At 68.6% G+C, this 17,139-nt stretch carries 16 protein-coding genes; all 16 read right to left on the bottom strand.

Annotated features, from left to right (window positions below; all coding sequences use genetic code 11):
• Positions 1-11 precede the first annotated feature (11 nt).
• Positions 12-1,025 (bottom strand): polyprenyl synthetase family protein, encoded by a 1,014-nt coding sequence (locus ABT304_RS04025; protein ID WP_350713443.1) that lies wholly within the window; start codon positions 1,023-1,025, stop codon positions 12-14.
• On the bottom strand, positions 1,022-2,566 hold the full coding sequence (nuoN, locus tag ABT304_RS04030) for an NADH-quinone oxidoreductase subunit NuoN (RefSeq protein WP_160025670.1): 1,545 nt from the start codon (positions 2,564-2,566) through the stop codon (positions 1,022-1,024). The genes ABT304_RS04025 and nuoN overlap by 4 nt, the downstream gene beginning before the upstream one ends.
• A 4-nt stretch (positions 2,567-2,570) precedes the next feature.
• A complete protein-coding gene (locus ABT304_RS04035) occupies positions 2,571-3,992 on the bottom strand; it encodes a complex I subunit 4 family protein (RefSeq protein WP_350713444.1) in 1,422 nt (473 codons plus the stop codon).
• On the bottom strand, positions 3,992-5,857 hold the full coding sequence (gene nuoL, locus ABT304_RS04040; RefSeq protein WP_350713445.1) for an NADH-quinone oxidoreductase subunit L: 1,866 nt from the start codon (positions 5,855-5,857) through the stop codon (positions 3,992-3,994). The genes ABT304_RS04035 and nuoL overlap by 1 nt, the downstream gene beginning before the upstream one ends.
• The gene (nuoK, locus tag ABT304_RS04045; RefSeq protein WP_008356449.1) at positions 5,851-6,156 is read right to left on the bottom strand and encodes an NADH-quinone oxidoreductase subunit NuoK; all 306 of its coding nucleotides are present in this window, start codon (positions 6,154-6,156) and stop codon (positions 5,851-5,853) included. Before nuoK ends, nuoL begins: the two co-directional genes overlap by 7 nt.
• Positions 6,153-6,857, bottom strand: a complete 705-nt coding sequence (locus ABT304_RS04050; RefSeq protein ID WP_350713446.1) for an NADH-quinone oxidoreductase subunit J — start codon at positions 6,855-6,857, stop codon at positions 6,153-6,155. Before ABT304_RS04050 ends, nuoK begins: the two co-directional genes overlap by 4 nt.
• Positions 6,854-7,393, bottom strand: a complete 540-nt coding sequence (gene nuoI / locus ABT304_RS04055) for an NADH-quinone oxidoreductase subunit NuoI (RefSeq protein WP_350713447.1) — start codon at positions 7,391-7,393, stop codon at positions 6,854-6,856. Before nuoI ends, ABT304_RS04050 begins: the two co-directional genes overlap by 4 nt.
• Complete coding sequence (nuoH, locus tag ABT304_RS04060) at positions 7,390-8,685, bottom strand: NADH-quinone oxidoreductase subunit NuoH (protein ID WP_160025675.1); 1,296 nt, start codon at positions 8,683-8,685, stop codon at positions 7,390-7,392. The genes nuoI and nuoH overlap by 4 nt, the downstream gene beginning before the upstream one ends.
• The gene (locus tag ABT304_RS04065) at positions 8,682-10,940 is read right to left on the bottom strand and encodes an NADH-quinone oxidoreductase subunit G (RefSeq protein WP_350713448.1); all 2,259 of its coding nucleotides are present in this window, start codon (positions 10,938-10,940) and stop codon (positions 8,682-8,684) included. The genes nuoH and ABT304_RS04065 overlap by 4 nt, the downstream gene beginning before the upstream one ends.
• On the bottom strand, positions 10,919-12,232 hold the full coding sequence (gene nuoF / locus ABT304_RS04070) for an NADH-quinone oxidoreductase subunit NuoF (RefSeq protein WP_350713449.1): 1,314 nt from the start codon (positions 12,230-12,232) through the stop codon (positions 10,919-10,921). The genes ABT304_RS04065 and nuoF overlap by 22 nt, the downstream gene beginning before the upstream one ends.
• A complete protein-coding gene (nuoE, locus tag ABT304_RS04075) occupies positions 12,225-12,971 on the bottom strand; it encodes an NADH-quinone oxidoreductase subunit NuoE (RefSeq protein WP_350713450.1) in 747 nt (248 codons plus the stop codon). Before nuoE ends, nuoF begins: the two co-directional genes overlap by 8 nt.
• Entirely contained in the window at positions 12,968-14,281 is a 1,314-nt protein-coding gene (locus ABT304_RS04080) for an NADH-quinone oxidoreductase subunit D (protein WP_350713451.1), read from the bottom strand. Before ABT304_RS04080 ends, nuoE begins: the two co-directional genes overlap by 4 nt.
• Positions 14,278-14,931, bottom strand: coding sequence for an NADH-quinone oxidoreductase subunit C (locus ABT304_RS04085; protein ID WP_350713452.1), 654 nt, complete (start codon positions 14,929-14,931; stop codon positions 14,278-14,280). Before ABT304_RS04085 ends, ABT304_RS04080 begins: the two co-directional genes overlap by 4 nt.
• A complete protein-coding gene (locus ABT304_RS04090; RefSeq protein ID WP_160025681.1) occupies positions 14,928-15,482 on the bottom strand; it encodes a NuoB/complex I 20 kDa subunit family protein in 555 nt (184 codons plus the stop codon). The genes ABT304_RS04085 and ABT304_RS04090 overlap by 4 nt, the downstream gene beginning before the upstream one ends.
• Position 15,483: 1 nt before the next feature.
• Positions 15,484-15,840: an NADH-quinone oxidoreductase subunit A gene (locus ABT304_RS04095; RefSeq protein WP_008356428.1), complete on the bottom strand. Its 357-nt coding sequence runs from the start codon at positions 15,838-15,840 to the stop codon at positions 15,484-15,486.
• Between the two features lie 207 nt (positions 15,841-16,047).
• Positions 16,048-17,022, bottom strand: a complete 975-nt coding sequence (locus tag ABT304_RS04100; RefSeq protein WP_350713453.1) for a hypothetical protein — start codon at positions 17,020-17,022, stop codon at positions 16,048-16,050.
• Positions 17,023-17,139 lie beyond the last annotated feature (117 nt).

The following is a 17,139-nucleotide window of genomic DNA, read 5'->3' on the forward strand; positions in this document are numbered from 1 at the left end:
CGCGTGAGACGTCAGACGGAGCGGACGGCGACGATGTCGGCGAAGGCCTCGAGGGCCTTACGCACAGGACCCTCGGGGAGCGGCGCGAGAGCGGCCTTGGCCTCCTCGGCGCGGGACTGGACGTAGGCGCGGGCCTCCGCCAGCGCCGGGTGGGCGCGGAGGAGGCCGACGCACTCGGCCAGGGCCGCGTCGTCGGTGAGGTCGCTGTCGAGCAGCTCCAGCAGCCTGGCGTCGGCGGCGTCGGTGGACCGGCGGGCCAGCAGCACCGGGAGCGTCGGTACGCCCTCACGGAGGTCGGTCCCGGGCGTCTTGCCGGACTCGTCGGAGGCGATGTCGAGGATGTCGTCGGAGAGCTGGAAGGCGACGCCGACGATGTCGCCGTAGGCGAGCAGGGCGTCCTGGATCTCCTTGTCGGCGCCGGCGAAGAGCGCACCGTAGAGAGCCGAGGTGGCGATCAGGACGCCGGTCTTCCCGGCCAGCACCTCGAGGTGGTGGTCGACCGGGTCGACACCCTCGGCCGGCGCGACGCCCTCGAGGATCTGACCCTCGACGAGCTTGGCGAAGGTGGCCGCCTGGATGCGTACGGCCTCCGGGCCCAGCTGGGCGGTCAGCTCCGAGGAGCGGGCGAAGAGGAAGTCGCCGGTCAGGATCGCGACGTGGTTGTCGAAGCGGGCGTTGGCGGTGTCCTCACCGCGGCGCACGAGCGCCTCGTCCATGACGTCGTCGTGGTAGAGCGAGGCCTGGTGGGTGAGCTCGACGACGCAGGCGGCGGTGATGACCTCGTCGGCGAGCTTGTCCGGGCCGTACTCGGCGGCCAGCAGCACCAGCAACGGCCGGAACCGCTTGCCGCCGGCCTCCAGCAGATGGGAGGCCGCTTCCGTGACGAACGGGGAGCTGCTGCGGGCGTAGCCCGCCAGCTTCTCCTCCACGATCGCCAGCCGAGCGCGCAGCCGCTGCTCGAGCTCGGGATCGGTGATCGGGAGGGCGAGTTCAGGGGCTCGGTCGGTGGGTGCGCTGGTGCTCACCCGATGAATCCTCCCGCATCCACCAACAGGCTGAGCACAGGGCCCGGAATTACACCCAACAAGACGGTGGCGACAGCGCTCAGTGCGATCACGACGGTGGTGGCGTACGACGGGGTCATCACCGTGGCCGCGTCCTCGCGCGGGTCGGTGAAGAACATCAGCATCATCACGCGTACGTAGAAGAAGATCGCGATGATGCTCGAGCAGATCGCGACCACGACGACGGGCCACTGACCGGCGCCCAGCGCGGCTGCGAAGACGCCCCACTTGCCGATGAAACCGGCGGTCAGCGGCAGCCCGGCCATCGAGAGCAGGAAGACGGCGAAGGTCGCCGCGACCCAGGGGTTGGACCGCCCAAGGCCGGCCCAGCGGTCCAACGAGTTGACCTCACCGTTGGGCCCTCGCACCAGAGAGACGATCGCGAAGGCGCCGAGCGTGGCGAACCCGTAGGCGGTCAGGTAGAAGAGCACCGCCTGCGTGGAGCCGAAGGCGTCGGTCTGCACGCCGAGGAGCCCGGTCAGCAGGAACCCGGTGTGGGCAACGGCGGAGTAGCCGAGCATCCGCTTCACATCGGTCTGGACCACCGCGAAGGAGGCGCCCAGCAGCATCGTCAGCACCGCGATCACACCGATCGCCGGGCGCCAGATGTCGCCCTCCGCACCGAACGCGACGTAGAAGAGCCGGAGCATCGCGGCGAAGGCGGCGATCTTGGTGGCCGCGCTCATCCACGCGGTGACCGGCGTCGGGGCGCCCTGGTAGACGTCGGGGGTCCAGGAGTGGAAGGGCACGGCACCGGTCTTGAAGAGCAGGCCGACGGCCATCAGGCCGATGCCGAGGAGCAGCAGCGGGCTGGAGCCGTCCTCGGCCGCCACCTCACCGATCTCGGCCAGCGACATCGACCCGGCGAAGCCGTAGACCAGCGCGAGACCGTAGAGGAAGATGCCGGAGGAGAACGCGCCGAGCAGGAAGTACTTCAGCGCCGCTTCCTGGGAGAGCAGCCGGCGACGGCGCGCCAGCCCGGTCAGCAGGTAGAGCGGCAGGGACAGCACCTCGAGCGCCACGAAGAGCATCAGCAGGTCGCCCGAGATGCAGAAGAGCATCATCCCGCCGACCGCGAACATCATCAGCGGGTAGACCTCGGTGTGCTCGAGGCCTCGCTGGGAGGCGGTGCGCTCGGCCGGTGTGCCCGGCAGAGCCGCGGCCTGACCGGCGAAGGCGCTCACACCGTTGTCGAGGCGTCGCTCGGCGAAGAGCGCGACGCCGCCGAGCGAGACCAGCAGCACCAGTCCCTGGGAGAAGACCCCGGGGCCGTCGACGATGAGGGCACCCTCACCGGTCGAGGCGCCGAGACTGGACCCGGCGCCGACGGCGACGGTCCCGGCGAGTGCGGCGACCAGGCCCGCCAACGCCAGCGACACCTGGGTGTTGAACCGCGCGGCACGCGGCGCGAAGGCCTCCACCACGACACCGGCGCACGCCACGGCCAGCACCAGCAGGACGGGCCAGAGGGTGGCGTACGAAATTCCGGGGGACTCGAACATCGCGTCACTCACCTGCCTGGATCACATTGACGAGAGGCTCCACGACCGGCGACGCCGCCGAGATCAGCGGTCCGGGGACGAAGCCGAAGAAGAGAAGGGCGACCAGCAGCGGAACGAGTACCCCGACCTCTCGCCGATTGAGGTCGCGGACCGGTGTGGTCAGCTGAGCAGGTCCGGTGAAGATCCGCTGGTAGGCCCACAGCACGTAGATGGCAGCGAGCACGATCGCGGTGACCGCGATGACACCGACCAGCCAGTGGTAGTCGAAGGCGCTGATCAGGACCAGGATCTCGGAGACGAACTGGCTCAGACCCGGCAGGCCGGCGGTCGCCAGACCGGCGATCAGGAATGTGCCGGCAAGCACCGGTGTCGCCTTCTCCACCCCCCGCATCGAGGAGATCGAGGCGGTCCCCTTGCGCGCGATCAGGAACCCGGCGATCAGGAACATCGCCGCGGTGGCGACACCGTGGTTGACCATGTAGAGGATCGCCCCGACCAGGCCCTCGCGGGTGGCCGCGAAGATGCCGAGGGTGATCAGCCCGAAGTGCGACAGCGAGGTCAGACCGATCAGGCGGAGCAGGTCGTCCTGCCCGATCGCGAGCACGGCGCCGTAGACGATCGAGATCAGCGCCAGCACCACGACGACGGGCGTCGCCCAGGCGGACGCCTCAGGCACCAGGCCCAGGCAGAGCCGGATCATGCCGAAGGTGCCGATCTTGTCGAGGACGCACACCAGGAGCACCGAGGTCGGTGTAGTGGCCTGCTCGGTGGTGTCGGCCAGCCAGGTGTGCACCGGGAACAGCGGCGCCTTGACCGCGAACGCGATGAACATCGCCACGAAGATCCAGCGCTCCGCGGTGGTGCCGATGTCGAGCTGGGCGAGGTCGCTGATCAGGTACGACGGCGAGCCGGCCTCCGAGGAGACCACGAAGAAGCCGATCAGCGCACCGAGCAGCACCAGTCCGCCACCGAGCTGGAACATCAGGAACTTGAGCGCGGCTCGGGCCCGGTTGGGGCCGCCGTGCTGGCCGATCATGAAGTACGCCGGGATCAGCGTCGCCTCGAAGGCGATGTAGAAGAGGAAGAGATCGCCGGCGGTGAAGGTGAGCAGCGCGAAGGCTTCCAGGGCCAGCGCCCAGGCGTACCACCGCTTGTCGTGGTCCTTGACCGCCGCGACCATCACGAGCGGGACCAGGACGACGGTCAGCATCACCATCAGCTTGCCGAAGCCGTCCATCTCCAGCGCCCAGTGGACGCCGAGCGGCTCGATCCAGACGAGATCGGTGTCGGGGGCCGTGAACATCGTGACGATGCCGGCGATCAGGGTGGCGAGCGCGAAGCCGAAGGCCCACGCCTTGGGCCGCGCCGGCATCACCGCGGTGATCAGCGCACCCGCGAACGGGACGAGGACGAGGATTGTCAGCATCAGTTGACCACCAGGATCGCGAGGGTCACCAGCACAGTGCCGCCAAGGACGGAGAGGGCGTAGGAACGTACGTAGCCGGTCTGTGCCTTGCGGAGCTCACCGGCGATCGCCGCGAGGGCGATCGGGCCACCGCTCATCAGGCCGTCGACGGCGTACTTGTCGGTCGCGAGGGCACCGCGCGTGATCGCCATCCCCGGCGGCACCACGACGTCCTCGACGTGCGGGACGTGCAGGTAGGGAGTCGGCTCGGTCGTGATCGGGCGGCGCCCGAAGACGAACCCGGCGGCCGCAACCCCGATCGCGACGACCAGCACCGCGAGGACGGAGGTCGCCCAGACCGGGAGCGGACCGTGGTGCTCGGCGTGGCCGATCGCCACCACCGGCTCGAGCCAGTGCTCGATCCAGCCACCGAGCGCGAAGACACCACCGAGGACCGACAGCGCGGCGAGGACGACGAGCGGACCGGTCATGATCCGCGGCGACTCGTGCGGATGTACGCCCTCGGGCCAGCGCTTGCGGCCGAAGAAGGCGAGCATCATCAGGCGGGTCATGTAGAAGGCGGTCACACCAGCGGCCAGGAGGGCGATGATGCCGACCAGCCAGCTCTCGGCGAAGGCGACCTCGAGGATCTTGTCCTTGGACCAGAAGCCGGCGAACCCGGGGAATCCGATGATGGCCAGGTAGCCCATCGAGAAGGTCAGGAACGTGACCGGGAGCGCCCGGCTCAGCGCGCCGTAGTGCTTGAGGTTCACGTCGTCGTTCATGCCGTGCATCAGAGACCCGGCGCCGAGGAACATGTTGGCCTTGAAGAAGCCGTGGGTGAGCAGGTGGAAGATCGCGAACGCATATCCCGGCCCGCCAAGGCCGGCCGCCAGCATCATGTAGCCGATCTGGCTCATCGTCGAACCGGCCAGGACCTTCTTGATGTCGTCCTTCACACAGCTCACCGCGGCACCCCAGATGATCGTCACCAGGGCGACGACCACGACGGCGGTCGAGGCGGCCTCGGCGGCGTCGAAGATCGCGCTGCTGCGGACGATGAGGTAGACACCCGCGGTCACCATGGTCGCCGCGTGGATCAGCGCCGAGACCGGGGTCGGACCCTCCATGGCGTCGAGCAGCCAGCCCTGCAGCGGCACCTGGGCGGACTTACCGCAGGCGCCGACAAGCAGCAGGATGCCGAGCCAGTTGAGGGTGGTCGTGGTGGTGTCGCTGATGTCGATCGCCGAGAACGACGTCGACCCGAAGGTGACGAAGCTGAGCGCGATCGCCAGCGAGACGCCCATGTCGCCGACCCGGTTCATCACGAACGCCTTCTTGGCGGCCGCCGCTGCCGACGGCTTGTACTGCCAGAAGCCGATCAGCAGGTAGGACGCCAGGCCGACGCCCTCCCAGCCGAGGAAGAGGCCGACGTAGTTCTCCGCCAGCACCAGCATCAGCATCGCGGCGAGGAAGAGGTTGAGGTAGCCGAAGAACCGGGTGCGCCGCTCGTCGTGGGCCATGTAGCCGACCGAGTAGACGTGGATCAGAGTGCCGACGCCGGTGATGAGCAGCAGGAACAGACTGGAGAGCTGGTCGTAGAGCAGGTCGAAGCCGACGCTCAGGTCGCCGGTGTCGAACCAGGTGTAGAGGTGCTGGACGACCTGCCTGCTCTCCTCGTCGCGACCGAGGGCGGCGATGAAGAGGACGAGCGAGAGCACGAAGGACGCACCCGCGAGCCCGACCGCGAGCCAGTGCCCGATCCGGTCGAAGAGCGCCGGCGCGAACGGCCGGCCGATCAGGATCAGAGCAGCGCCGGCCAGGGGCAGCGCGATGACCAGCCAGATCAGCGAGAAGACGCCGCTGGCCTCGACAGGATTCACCACTTGAGCATCCTTGGCTCGTCGACCGAAGCCGTGTTTCTGGTGCGGAAGATGGTCATGATGATCGCCAGCCCGACGACCACCTCAGCGGCCGCGACGACCATCACGAAGAACGCGGTCACCTGCCCGTCGAGGTTGCCGTGCATCCGGCTGAACGCCACCAGGGCCAGGTTGGCCGCGTTGAGCATCAGCTCGACGCACATGAAGACGACGATGGCGTTTCGCCTGGTCAGCACCCCGATCGTGCCGATCGTGAAGAGGATGGCGGACAGGATGACGTACGCCGTGGTGTTGTCTGTCATTCGTCCTCTCCCTGGTCAGTGCGACCGCCGGCGAGGATGGCGGGGACCGACTTCGTGCTCTGCGACCCGTCCGGCAGCAGCGCCGGGGTGTCGTTGCTGTTGTGCCGCGCGAAGGTGCCCGGTGGGGGCAGCGGACCGAGGTGCTTGCCGCTCTTCGCGTAGTCGGCGACCCGCTTCTGGGCCAGATCGGTCTGGCTCTGCTTCGGGTCGATCCGCTCACGGTGGGCCAGCACCATCGCGCCGATCGCGGCGGTGATCAGCAGCGCGCTGGTCGCCTCGAAGGCGATCACGTAGCGCGAGAAGAGGAGGTCGGCGAGGCGTTGTACGTTGCCGCCCTCGTTGGCGCTGGCCAGCCCGCGCATCGTGGCGATGCTCGCCTGGCCGACGCCAGCGATCAGCGTCGCGCCCAGCCCGACCCCGAGGATGACGGCGAGCACCTTCTGCCCCGCGATCGTCTCCTTGAGCCTGTCGGAGGTGTCGACACCGACCAGCATGATCACGAACAGGAACAGCATCAGGATCGCGCCGGTGTAGACCACGATCTGCACCGCGAACAGGAACGGCGCCTCCAGCGTCGCGTACATCATCGCCAGCCCGATCATCACGACCGCCAGCGACAGCGCGGCGTGCACCGGCTTGCGCGCGAACAGCAGGCCCATCGCCGCGATCACCATGATCGAGGCGAGGATGACGAAGCTCATCGGGCCGACTCCTTGGGCTCCGGCGCGTAGTAGGAGGTGTCGTCGTTGCCGAGGAACATCGGGTGCGGCGGCGCCTCCATCCCGTCCTCGAGCGGCGCGAGCAGGTCCTGCTTCTCGTAGATCAGGCTCTCGCGCGAGGTGTCGGCGAGCTCGTACTCGTTGGTCATCGTCAGCGCCCGCGTCGGGCAGGCCTCGATGCACAGCCCGCACAGGATGCAGCGCAGGTAGTTGATCTGGTAGACGCGGCCGTAGCGCTCACCGGGCGAGTAGCGCTCCTCCTCGGTGTTCTCCGCACCCTCGACGTAGATGGCGTCGGCGGGGCACGCCCACGCGCACAGCTCGCACCCGACGCACTTCTCCAGGCCGTCGGCGTGCCGGTTGAGCTGGTGCCGGCCGTGGAAGCGCTCCTCGGTCGGCTCCTTCTGCTGTGGGTACTGCTCGGTGACCGGCTTCTTGAACTGCGTCCCGAACGTCACCGCGAACCCGCTCACCGGGTCCCAGAAACGCTCCTTGAACGAGCGGTCGTCGTTGCTCACTTGGCCTCCTCAGGAGAGGGAAGAATGCGTACGCCGTTGGTGGCTGTCGGCACAGCCGGCGGTCCGAACACCAGCGGCTGGGCGGCACCCCGTACGGCCCCGCCCAGCGGCAGGGCGGGGGTGGGGAAGCCGCCGGTCGGCGTGGTGACCTGGGCCTCCTTCTCCGGAAGCCGGTTGAGGAAGCCGAGCACCACGACCACCGTCACGGCCAGACCGAAGCCGAAGAGAACCCAGTTGGGGCTGAAGCCGCCCTGGATCGCGGCCATCTTGATCACCGCGACGACGACGATCCAGGCAAGGCTCGCCGGCAGCAGGACCTTCCAGCCGAGCGACATGAACTGGTCGTAGCGCAGTCGCGGCAGCGTGCCGCGCAGCCAGATGAAGACCCAGATGAAGAAGAACATCTTCAGGAAGAACCACAGCACCGGCCAGTAGCCCTCGTTGGCGCCGGCCCAGAGCGTGCCGAGGCCGAGCGGGGCTCGCCAGCCGCCGAGGAACAGCGTCGTGGCGAGCGCGCTGACGGTGGCCATGTTGATGTATTCGGCCAGGAAGAAGAGCGCGAACTTCAGGCTGGAGTATTCGGTGTGGAAACCACCGACCAGCTCACCCTCGGCCTCGGGGAGGTCGAACGGCGCGCGGTTGGTCTCGCCGACCATCGAGATGCAGTAGATCAGGAAGGACGGCAGCAGCAGGGCGCCGAACCACCAGTCCGTCTGCGCCTCGACGATCTGGCTCGTGGACAGGCTGCCCGCCATCAGGAAGACGGTGACGAGCGCCAGGCCCATCGAGACCTCGTACGAGATCATCTGGGCGCTGCTTCTCAGCCCGCCCAGGAGGCTGTAGGTGGATCCGGAGGCCCAGCCACCGAGCACGATCCCGTAGATGCCGATGCTGGCGATCGCCATCACGAACAGCACCGCGACCGGCATGTCGGTCAGCTGCAGCGGCGTCTGCACGCCGAAGAGGTTGACCTCGGGCCCGAACGGAATCACCGAGAACGTCACGAACGCCGGCACCGTGGCCAGGATCGGGGCCGTGATGAAGACGATCTTGTCGGCCTTCTCCGGCGTCAGGTCCTCCTTGAGCGCCAGCTTCACACCGTCGGCCAGGGATTGGAGCAGACCGAACGGTCCGTGCCGGTTGGGCCCGATGCGGTGCTGCATCCGGGCCACGACCTTGCGCTCCCACCAGATGTTGAACAGCGTCAGCACGACGCAGACCACGAAGACCAGCAGGACCTTGATCGCGATGATCCACCAGGGGTCCTGGCCGAACTGCTCCAGCCCGTTCACTGCTCCCCCTCCGCGGTCGAGCTCGTCGAGACCACGGTCACCGTCGAGCCCGGGGACGCCAGGTCCGCCCAGACACCACGTCCGAAGCTGTTCGTCGGCACCCACACGGTGCTGTCGGCCAGCTCGGCCGCCATCGCCGGGAGCGTCCAGCTCCCCCGGTCCCCGGTGATCGTCACGACGTCGCCGACCTTCGCGTGGAGCGCTGCCGGGATGCGTACGAACGCCGGTCGCGCGGTCGCGGCCAGCGCCTTGTCGCCGCTCTGGAGCGTGCCGTTGTCGAGCATGAGATGCCAGGTCGCCAGATGGAAGGCGCCCTCGTCGGTCGAGCCGCCGGAGCCGCTAGGCGGAGGCGTGTCGAGACCAACACGGTCCCCTGCCGCGCTCGATGAAGCCGTGTTGGTTTCGACACCGCTCGCTGCGCTCGCGGGCTCAACCAGCGAGGTCGTGATGTGGCCGAGGACCTCGGCGTCCGAGTAGGCGGCGGGCTTGTCGAAGACCTTCGGGAACGGGCGGCGGCGACCTTCCCAGGTGACGAAGGTGCCGGCCTTCTCCGAGGCGGTGGCGACAGGGAGTACGACGTCGGCGCGCTCGGTCACGGCGGTGACCCGCTGCTCGAGACTGACCACGAAGCCGGCCTGGTCGAGGGCGGCCAGGAAGGCGGCCGGGTCGGCGGTGTCGTCGGGGTCGACGCCGGCGACCACGAGGGCGTCCAGGCCGGCGCGGACCATGGCCTCGGCGTCGAGGCCGCCCGCACCGGGCAGCAGGTCTGCCTCGACGGCACCCCGGTCACCGGCACGACGCGGCACCCAGGCGAGCCTGGCGCCGGTGCGATCGGCGAGCTCGGCAGCGGCGGAGTAGGCGCCGGGGCTGGTGGCCAGCCGCTCGCCGACCAGGATCACCGAAGCCTCGGTGACCCCGCTGACCTGGGACAATGCGTCCTTCTCGGCACCGGGAGCGGTCAGGACGACCTCGGCTCCGAGCTTGCGCGAGCCCTCCGAGGCGTACGGACTCAGGGCGGTGATCCGCAGACCGCTCTTGTTGGCCTTGCGGAGCCGGAGGAAGAGCGTGCCGGCCTCGTCCTCGGGCTCGAGGCCGGCCAGCACGACGTGGTCGGCGGCATCGAGGTCGGCGTAGGTGAGGCTCGTCCCGGCCACGCGTGAGCGCAGGAAGCCGGTCTCCTCCTCCGAGAGAGGCCGCGAGCGGAAGTCGACATGCGGAGTGCGCAGCGTGTCGCGGGCGAAGGTGGCGTACGCCTTCGCGTCCTCCAGCGTCAGACGCCCACCGGGCAGCACGCCCACCGAGCCCGCCTCGGCCAACCCGGCGGCGGCGACGGCGACGGCCTCCAGCCAGGACGCCGGCCGGAGCTCGCCGTCCTCACGGATCATCGGCGAGGTGAGCCGGTCGCGGACGGCGTAGCGGAAGCCGAAGCGGTCCTTGTCGGAGATCCACTCCTCGTTGACCTCCGGGTCGTTGCCGGCGAGGCGGCGCATGACCTTCCCGCGGCGGTGGTCGATGCGGATCGCAGCGCCGCAGGCGTCGTGCTCGGCCACGCTCGGGGTGGAGACCAGGTCGAACGGCCGTGCCCGGAAGCGGTAGTCGTCCGAGGTCAGCGCGCCCACCGGGCAGATCTGGATGACGTTGCCGGAGAAGTAGGACGAGAACGGCTTGTCCTCGGCGATACCGATCTGCTGCTGTGCGCCGCGCTGGATCAGCGCGATCCCCGGGTCGCCCGGGATCTCGGCGGCGAAGCGGGTGCAGCGCTGGCAGACGATGCACCGCTCACGGTCGAGCAGCACGTTGGGCGAGAGGTTGATCGGCTTCGGGAAGGTCCGCTTGGTCCCCTCGAAGCGGGTCTCACCCTGGCCGTGGGACATCGCCTGGTTCTGCAGCGGGCACTCGCCGCCCTTGTCGCACACCGGGCAGTCCAACGGGTGGTTGACCAGGAGGAACTCCATGATCCCGTGCTGGGCCTTCACGGCCGTGGAGTTCTGCGTCTCCACCACCATGCCCTCGGCCACCGGGATCGTGCAGGAGGCCTGCGGCTTCGGGAACCCGCGGCCGTTGCCGGCGTCGGGGATGTCGACCAGGCACTGCCGGCAGGCGCCGACGGGCGCGAGCAGCGGGTGGTCACAGAAGCGCGGGATCTCGATCCCGGCCTCCTCGGCCGCCCGGATCACCAGCGTGCCCTCGGGCACGGTCACGTCATGTCCGTCGATCTTGACGGTCACATCGGTCACTGAACTGCCTCCGCCCATGCGGTCGACTTCTTGGCGTCGAAGGGACAGCCACCCTGCTCCAGATGGGCGAGGTATTCGTCCCGGAAGTACTTGATCGAGCTCGTGATCGGGCTCGTCGCGCCGTCACCGAGTGCGCAGAACGAGCGGCCGAGGATGTTGTCGCACTGGTCGAGCAGCAGATCGAGATCCTCGGGCTTCCCGTCACCCTTCTCCAGCCGCTCCAGCACCTGCACCAGCCACCAGGTGCCCTCGCGGCACGGCGTGCACTTGCCACAGGACTCGTGCTTGTAGAACTCCGTCCACCGCAGCACTGCGCGCACCACGCAGACGGAGTCGTCGAAGATCTGCAGGGCGCGGGTGCCGAGCATCGAGCCGGCCGCGGCCACCCCCTCGAAGTCCAGCGTCACGTCCAGGTGCTCCTGGGTGAACAACGGGGTCGAGGAGCCACCGGGGGTCCAGAACTTCAGCTCGTGACCCTCGCGTACGCCGCCGGCCAGCTCGATCAGCTTGCGCAGCGTGATGCCGAGCGGTGCCTCGTACTGCCCCGGCTTCTTGACGTGCCCGGAGAGCGAGAAGATGCCGACGCCGGCCGACTTCTCCGTGCCCATGCCGGCGAACCAGTCGGCGCCGTTCTTCACGATGGCCGGCACCGAGGCGATCGACTCGGCGTTGTTGATCACTGTCGGGCTGGCGTAGAGACCGGCGACCGCCGGGAACGGCGGCCGCAGCCGCGGCTGACCGCGGCGCCCCTCGAGCGAGTCGAGCAGCGCGGTCTCCTCACCACAGATGTAGGCCCCGGCACCCGCGTGCACGACCAGCTCCAGGTTGTAGCCGGAGCCATGGATGTTCTTGCCGAGGTGGCCGGCGGCGTAGGCCTCACGGACGGCGGCCTGCAGCCGCCGGATCACGTGGAGCACCTCGCCGCGTACGTAGATGAAGGCACGCTCCGCGCGGATGGCGTAGGAGGAGATGATCACGCCCTCGACGAGGGTGTGCGGACTCGCCATCATGAGCGGGATGTCCTTGCAGGTGCCCGGCTCGGACTCGTCGGCGTTGACCACCAGGTAGCGCGGCTTGGGGTTCTCGGGGTCGGGCGCGGGCAGGAAGCCCCACTTCACCCCGGTCGGGAACCCGGCACCACCGCGACCGCGGAGCCCGGAGTCCTTGACCATCGTCTGTACGTCCTCGGGCGCCATCCCGAGCGCCACGTCGAGCGCGTCGTAGCCGCCCTGCTCGGCGTAGGCGGGCAGGGTCCAGGCCTGCTCGTCGGCCCAGTTGGCGGTCAGCACCGGGGTCAGGGTGTCAGTCATCGGACGCCTCCTCGGCGATCGTCTCCGACTCGGCGCGACGGGTGTCGGCCACCTCGACGGCCTCGGGCAGCTCCTCCGGTACGGCAGCGGAGCCGTGGGGGTCGGAAGGTGCGGCCCAGCCGCGCTCGCGGGCGATCTCCAGCCCGACGAGCGACGCCGGCCCGGCCGCGGGACCCTCGTCGACGAGCCCGTCCTCGAAACCGGCGAGGACCCGCTCGGCCTCGCGCCAGCTCGTGATCCGCGCGCCGCGGGATGCCACGACCTCGCGGCCCTCACGCAGGTCGTCGACCAGCTGCGAGGCCGACTCCGGCGTCTGGTTGTCGAAGAACTCCCAGTTGACCATCACCACCGGCGCGTAGTCACAGGCCGCGTTGCACTCGATGTGCTCGAGCGTGATCGCGCCGTCGGCGGTGGTCTCGTCGTTGCCCACCTCGAGCTTCTCGCGCAGGCAGGCGAAGATCTCGTCGCCGCCCATGACCGCGCACAGCGTGTTGGTGCAGACGCCGACGTGGTGGGTGCCGACGGGATGGCGCTTGTACATCGTGTAGAACGTCGCCACCCCGCTCACCTCGGCCGGGGTGAGGCCCAGGACCTCGGCGCAGGCCTGGATCCCTTCGGGCGTGACCCGGCCCTCGACCGACTGCACCAGGTGGAGCATCGGCAGCAGGCCCGAGCGGGCCTGGGGGTAGCGAGCCGCGATCTCGCGCAGCTCGTCGTAGGTCTCAGCAGCAAGCGTCATCGGTCGACGCCTCCCATCACCGGGTCGATGGACGCGATCGCCACGATCACGTCGGCAACCATGCCGCCCTCGGACATCACGCTCGTGGCTTGGAGGTTGGTGAACGACGGGTCCCGGAAGTGGACCCGGTAGGGCTTGGTGCCGCCGTCGCTGACGACGTGGGCGCCGAGCTCGCCGCGCGGCGACTCGATCGCGGCGTACGCCTGGCCGGCCGGCACCCGGAAGCCCTCGGTGACCAGCTTGAAGTGGTGGATCAGCGCCTCCATCGACTCGCCCATGATGTGGCGGATGTGGTCGAGGGAGTTGCCCTGGCCATCGGGACCGACGGAGAGCTGCGAGGGCCAGGCGATCTTCTTGTCGGCCACCATGACGGGGGCGCCGTCGAGATCCTTCAGCCGCTTGAGAGCCTGCTCCATGATCCGCAGCGACTCCCACATCTCGGCCAGCCGGATCCGGAACCGCCCGTAGGAGTCGCAGGTGTCCCAGGTGATGACCTCGAAGTCGTAGTCCTGGTAGCCGCAGTAGGGCTGGGTCTTGCGCAGGTCCCACGGATAGCCCGTGCTCCGCAGGATCGGGCCCGTCAGACCGAGCGCGAGGCAGCCCTCCAGGTCGAGGTAGCCGACCTGCTCCAGGCGACCCTTGAAGATCGGGTTGGCGTTGCACAGCGCTGCGTATTCGGTCAGGCGCTTCTTCATCAGCTCGATGAACTCGCTCACCCGCGCGACGGTGCCGTCCGGCACGTCCTGGGCGACGCCGCCGGGACGGATGTAGGCGTGGTTCATCCGCAGGCCGGTGATGAACTCGAACAGGTCCAGGCAGAGCTCACGCTCGCGGAACCCGATCGTCATCACGGTCAGCGCGCCGAGCTCCATGCCGCCGGTCGCGATCGCCACCAGGTGGGAGGAGATCCGGTTGAGCTCCATCAGCAGGACCCGGATGACGTCGGCCTTCTCGGGCACCTCGGCACCGATGCCGAGCAGCTTCTCCACCCCGAGGACGTACGCCGTCTCGTTGAAGATCGGGGACAGGTAGTCCATCCGGGTGACGAACGTGGTCCCCTGCGTCCAGGACCGGTACTCCATGTTCTTCTCGATGCCCGTGTGCAGGTAGCCGATCCCGGCACGCGCCTCCGTGACCGTCTCGCCCTCGAGCTCGAGGATCAGCCGGAGCACCCCGTGCGTCGAGGGGTGCTGCGGGCCCATGTTGACGACGATCCGCTCGTCCTTGACGTCCTTGAGGGCGTCGGTCAGCTCGTCCCAGTCCTGGCCGGTGACGGTGAACGTACGTCCCTCGTCTTCGGTGGTCGTCATGAGTAGCTCCTGCGGGTGTCCGGCGGCGGGATCGTCGCGCCCTTGTATTCCACCGGGATCCCACCCAGCGGGTAGTCCTTGCGCTGCGGGTGGCCCGGCCAGTCGTCGGGCATCAGGATCCGGGTCAGTCCGGGGTGGCCGTCGAAGACGATCCCGAACATGTCGTAGGTCTCGCGCTCGTGCCAGTCGAGCGTCGGGTAGATGGCCACCGCGCTCGGCACGTGCGGATCCTCGTCGGGAGCGGAGGTCTCCACCCGCACCCGGCGGTTGTACGTCATCGAGAGCAGGTGGTAGACAGCATGAAGCTCTTTGCCCCCATTTTCTTGGCCTTGGTCAGCGGGGTAGTGCACCCCGGAGACACCCGAGCAGAGCTCGAACCGCAGCTCGTCGCGGAGCACCTGCAGGGCCTCGAGCAGCCGCTCACGGCGTACGTGGAAGGTCAGCTCGCCGCGGTGGATGACCGCCTCCGCCTCGGCGAAGGCGAGGGCGTCGGCGATCTCCTTGAACCAGCCGCCGTAGGGCTGCACCCCGACGTCGCTGGTGCGGCTCGGCATCGCGTGCTGGCGGGTGAGACCGCCGTAGCCGCTGGTGTCGCCGGTGTCCGCCACCCCGAACATGCCGCTGTTCTGGCCGCTGTTCTGGTCGCTCACCGCAGAAGTCCCGTCTGGTCGATCAGCGGTAGCTGGCGCAGCGCCGCGGTCTCGTTGGCGACCTCCTCGCGCTCGGCGTTGACGCCCAGCGAGCCGCCCTGGATCTTGTCGTGGAGCTTGAGGATCGCGTCGATGAGCATCTCCGGGCGCGGCGGACAGCCGGGGAGATACATGTCGACGGGGACGATGTGGTCGACGCCCTGGACGATCGCGTAGTTGTTGAACATCCCGCCGCTGCTGGCGCAGACACCCATCGCGAGCACCCACTTCGGCTCGGGCATCTGGTCGTAGATCTGGCGCAGCACCGGCGCCATCTTCTGGCTCACCCGGCCCGCCACGATCATCAGGTCGGCCTGCCGCGGACTCGCGCGGAAGACCTCCATCCCGTAGCGGGCGAGGTCGTACTTCGGTCCGCCCGACGTCATCATCTCGATGGCGCAGCAGGCCAGTCCGAACGTCGCCGGCCACAGGCTCGCCTTGCGGAAGTAGCCCGCCAGGCCCTCGACGGTCGTGAGCAGAACCCCGCTCGGGAGCTTTTCTTCGAGACCCATGTCAGTCCCAGTCCAATCCGCCGCGGCGCCACACATAGGCGTACGCCACGAACACCGTCAGCAGGAACAGGCCCATCTCCGCGAGGCCGAACCATCCCATCGCGTCGAACCTGACGGCCCACGGGTAGAGAAAGATGATCTCGATGTCGAAAATGATGAAGAGCATCGCGGTGATGTAGTACTTCACCGGGAAGCGACCGCCCAGCGCCTGTGGCGTGGCCTCGATCCCACACTCGTAGGGATCCGCCTTGGCTTGGTTGGCGCGGCTCGGTCCGACGACCGAGCTCATGATCACCGAACCGACCGCGAAGAGCGTCGCCAGTCCCGCCAACGCGAGCACCGGCACGTAGAGCTCCATCTCGCCTCCTACCCTGAGCGGCCCACCCCTTCTTGAGACTTTGTGAATAGAATCACAATGTGGGCCAACTCACATCCTGCCACTCCTGTGACGGAATGCAAGTGGGTTGCCGAAATGGCGCGCGCACTTTCTCGCCATGGCGGGAAAGTGCCTCAGCATCCGGCGGCAAACGCTTGCACAACCACGCCATGGCGGGGTTGTGGCGGGTCAGACTTCGGTGCTGACGGCCGGCGTCGGCGTGTCGAGGAAGGCCCGGGGGATCACGACGATCCGCTTCTCGCCGTCGGGCAGCTGGGCGGGCTTTCCGTTGGCGCCCACCTGCACCATCTCGTACGTCAAGGTGTGCGCGGTCATCCGCCGCGGCTTGAGCCACCCCCGGTGCCAAGCGACGCTTCCCCACGATCCCTGAATCTCGAGCCACTCGCCCACCGAGCCGCTTACGGTCGTGCCGACCGGGTACATCCCTGACATCCGTCCCTCGCCTGAGAGCAACCAGAGGAGTGGGTTGAGGAGGGTCATCAGCGTCCAGAAGGCCGCCGCTCGGTAGGAGCCGGTCGCCAGATGGAGTGCGACGTTGAGGCCGAACCCCGCCGGGAGCACCCACATCATGATGCCGAACTGCGCCCTCAGCCATGCTCGAACGAGCCGCCGCCGCAGGCTCCGATGGATGACGATCGGGTTCCCAGCCATCGGTTGCTCCGCATGGTCCCCGGCTATCCCCATCGACAGCCCGCGTCTGATCTCGGGCCCGATGAGCTGAACCGGGAAGTCGACCGACCGCGCCAGCTCATCCGGCCCGGCCGGAAGGTAGACCGGGACAGCCAACGTTCTCGGGCCTTCCTGCCGACACCGCACGAACACCGGCCCCACCTCGACCTGGGTCAGCCGCGACCACGGGTAGAAGGTGAGTCGCCTGAGCGTGCGCACGCCCAGGCCGGTCTTCGCCGCCCATGCTGTCAGGGTGGCGCCGACGGGGTACTCGCGCTTCACCAGGCGCGGCAACGTCCACAGCGGAAGCGTCATCGTCAGCGCCATGAAGGCGAGCCCGACGATGGCCGTCATCCACAGCGCAACGACGTCGCCGCCGGGTCCCAGACCCGGATCATGCATGCCGAACCAGAACGAGCCGGTCACCAGCACCGGCACACCCAACCCTAGGACCCAGTACGCCCAGCTCCGCATGCGCAACCTCACCATGGCCCACGTGATCCGACGCTGGTCTTCGCGTGCGACAGTCCAGGCCGTCACCGAACCAGGCACCACATCCGCGTCCACGAGCGGCCCTCCACAGCGTCCCGG

It is taken from the genome of Nocardioides sp. NPDC000445, from assembly GCF_040300245.1.
In the GTDB taxonomy this organism is placed as follows: Bacteria; Actinomycetota; Actinomycetes; order Propionibacteriales; family Nocardioidaceae; genus Nocardioides.

Coding starts and splice junctions, on each gene's coding strand:
- nuoN (WP_160025670.1), bottom strand. CDS start 2,566: ATGTTCGAGTCCCCCGGAATTTCGTACGCCACCCTCTGGCCCGTCCTG.
- ABT304_RS04035 (WP_350713444.1), bottom strand. CDS start 3,992: ATGCTGACAATCCTCGTCCTCGTCCCGTTCGCGGGTGCGCTGATCACC.
- nuoK (WP_008356449.1), bottom strand. CDS start 6,156: ATGACAGACAACACCACGGCGTACGTCATCCTGTCCGCCATCCTCTTC.
- ABT304_RS04050 (WP_350713446.1), bottom strand. CDS start 6,857: ATGAGCTTCGTCATCCTCGCCTCGATCATGGTGATCGCGGCGATGGGC.
- ABT304_RS04065 (WP_350713448.1), bottom strand. CDS start 10,940: ATGGGCGGAGGCAGTTCAGTGACCGATGTGACCGTCAAGATCGACGGA.
- nuoF (WP_350713449.1), bottom strand. CDS start 12,232: ATGACTGACACCCTGACCCCGGTGCTGACCGCCAACTGGGCCGACGAG.
- nuoE (WP_350713450.1), bottom strand. CDS start 12,971: ATGACGCTTGCTGCTGAGACCTACGACGAGCTGCGCGAGATCGCGGCT.
- ABT304_RS04080 (WP_350713451.1), bottom strand. CDS start 14,281: ATGACGACCACCGAAGACGAGGGACGTACGTTCACCGTCACCGGCCAG.
- ABT304_RS04090 (WP_160025681.1), bottom strand. CDS start 15,482: ATGGGTCTCGAAGAAAAGCTCCCGAGCGGGGTTCTGCTCACGACCGTC.
- ABT304_RS04095 (WP_008356428.1), bottom strand. CDS start 15,840: ATGGAGCTCTACGTGCCGGTGCTCGCGTTGGCGGGACTGGCGACGCTC.
- ABT304_RS04100 (WP_350713453.1), bottom strand. CDS start 17,022: ATGCGGAGCTGGGCGTACTGGGTCCTAGGGTTGGGTGTGCCGGTGCTG.